The sequence below is a fragment of the Pantoea conspicua genome (assembly GCF_002095315.1).
GTDB lineage: Bacteria > Pseudomonadota > Gammaproteobacteria > Enterobacterales > Enterobacteriaceae > Pantoea > Pantoea conspicua.
In genome coordinates this window covers 1-1,916 of sequence record NZ_MLFN01000104.1, presented here as the reverse complement: position 1 = coordinate 1,916, position 1,916 = coordinate 1, and the positions used below count along the sequence as shown (strand labels likewise).

Genomic DNA, 1,916 nt, shown 5'->3' with positions numbered 1-1,916 from the left:
ACGAAACCCTCTCCGGGCCCGTTCGCGCAGCGAACTCACCCCCAGCCGGCCAGCGAACGAAACCTTCTCCGGGCCCGTTCGCGCAGCGAACCCCACCAGCCAGCCGGCGAACGAAACCCGCTCATAGCCCGTTCGCGCAGCGAACCCCCGGTTAGCCCGCTGGCGGCACTATTCAGTACATTCCATTCATCACCTTAGCCTGTTAAACACGCTGCCTCATTCATCACTCCTTTATTAAAACAACGTCCGGATTACATGTCTTTTTATTAACTGAAAACAACAAATGTACAGTTAAAGTATTTTTACACTGTATAAAAATTGCACCAGATTTGACTGGGATATAGCTTAATCAGTCTGCGAAGATCGCAGATAAGTCAGCTGGGTTCGGGCTGGCTTAATCTTTTAAATGGAGTTTAAAACGATGGCAATTCCAGCTTACCTTTGGCTCAAAGATGACGGCGGCGCGAATATTCAGGGTTCTGTCGATATAGCAGAACGTGAAGGCAGTATTGAGGTTCTCGGTATGAACCACGGTGTTACGTTTCCAGCAGACAATACAACAGGGACACCTGTCACCACCCGCAAACATTCCCCGTTTAGTTTTGATAAGGCGATCGATGCCTCAAGTGTTTATCTCTACAAGGCTGTGGTCTCCGGACAGAAGATTCACTCTGCTGAAATAAAGTTTTATCGAATTAATGATAACGGCCAGGAGAGTGAGTATTTCAGCTCATTGATGGAAGGTGTAACGGTTATCAGCGTGGGTCCGATGATGTATGACGTTAAATCCCCATATGGGGAAATGCAGAACCATCTGGAAGTGGTGGAGTTGACTTACGAAAAAATTACCTGGCGTTATGTGGATGGCAATATTGTCCACTCAGACAGCTGGAATGAACGTGCGACCGCATAAGGATATGACTAATGGCATGGAGATATGAGCAAAGCACCGGCAGGTTGTACCGTGGCAGTGAGCTAATCGAGACCGGCTACTCCGGCAGTCTGACGAATAAAAATAATCCTGACCGCCAGCAGGTAAGAGGGATGGGCCCCCTGCCGCGGGGTATCTACCGAATCGCGGGACATTCAACCTCGAAAGGTCCGGTTACCATTATCCTGGAGCAGATAGCGGGGGAAACGTTTGGGCGTTCGGCGTTTCGCATTCACGGAGAAAGAGTCAATAAACCCGCGGGCTTCGCCTCAGAAGGTTGCATTATTATGTCGCAGGCCACCCGGCGGCGTGTTCTGCGTGAAGGCGGAACACTAGAGGTGGTCCGATGAAATGGCTGATATTTCTGGGGCTGTTTTCCTTTCTGTCCTGGGCGGAACCGGTCACTGACTGGCCCGCCTCGCTGAAAGGCATCGGGTCGGGTGAGCAAGCCTGGCTTGAAAAGGTGCCAGACCTGGCTGCCACCGCTGATGTTCAGCAGGCCGTCAAGCTGGAGGATGCACTGGCCGCAGCGCTATCCAAAAACACCGCAGGAATTCTGGCTACGCTCAGCATTATTGACGGCAGAACATGGCCACATATGGTTGGAACGGACATTGTCTGCGGCGTTCCAGTGGAACGGCCCGCCGCTGTGGTTGAGGATTTTTATCAGCAAACCCGACTGGCGCTGCTCACCACTGACAAGGGCGCGACCTGTTTGTGGATCCTCGAGGCAAGCTATGAGGAGTGGAAAACAGACAACGCCCGTACTAATAAGTGATTTTCACCTGCCTGCTGGCGGCAGTCTGGCATGGAGCAGGTTACGCCTGGCTGCGGTCTGACATGGAGCAGGTTACGCCTGGCGGCGGGCTGGCACTGAGTATAGTTTCGCCCGCCAGGCGTTGGGGAGTTTCAGATTGCCTGAGCAGGCGGACGCGCAAGGGGCGGACGCCCGCCCCTTAACAATCCCGGCGTCCGGCTGCCTTAG

Annotated in this window: 3 protein-coding genes; all 3 read left to right on the top strand. The window is 53.2% G+C overall.

Annotated elements, in window-relative coordinates:
* Positions 1-421 precede the first annotated feature (421 nt).
* From tssD to HA41_RS19370, 3 genes are read left to right on the top strand one after another with little or no spacing between them, the layout of a single operon-like run.
* Positions 422-913: a type VI secretion system tube protein TssD gene (gene tssD, locus HA41_RS19380; RefSeq protein WP_094122108.1), complete on the top strand. Its 492-nt coding sequence runs from the start codon at positions 422-424 to the stop codon at positions 911-913.
* Positions 914-924: 11 nt separating this feature from the next.
* Complete coding sequence (locus HA41_RS19375; RefSeq protein WP_094122107.1) at positions 925-1,281, top strand: tlde1 domain-containing protein; 357 nt, start codon at positions 925-927, stop codon at positions 1,279-1,281.
* Positions 1,278-1,709: a hypothetical protein gene (locus tag HA41_RS19370; RefSeq protein WP_094122106.1), complete on the top strand. Its 432-nt coding sequence runs from the start codon at positions 1,278-1,280 to the stop codon at positions 1,707-1,709. The genes HA41_RS19375 and HA41_RS19370 overlap by 4 nt, the downstream gene beginning before the upstream one ends.
* Positions 1,710-1,916: the final 207 nt, after the last annotated feature.

Excerpts from the sequence above, each read along its gene's own strand:
- tssD (WP_094122108.1), top strand. The coding sequence starts at position 422 with ATGGCAATTCCAGCTTACCTTTGGCTCAAAGATGACGGCGGCGCGAAT.
- HA41_RS19375 (WP_094122107.1), top strand. The coding sequence starts at position 925 with ATGGCATGGAGATATGAGCAAAGCACCGGCAGGTTGTACCGTGGCAGT.
- HA41_RS19370 (WP_094122106.1), top strand. The coding sequence starts at position 1,278 with ATGAAATGGCTGATATTTCTGGGGCTGTTTTCCTTTCTGTCCTGGGCG.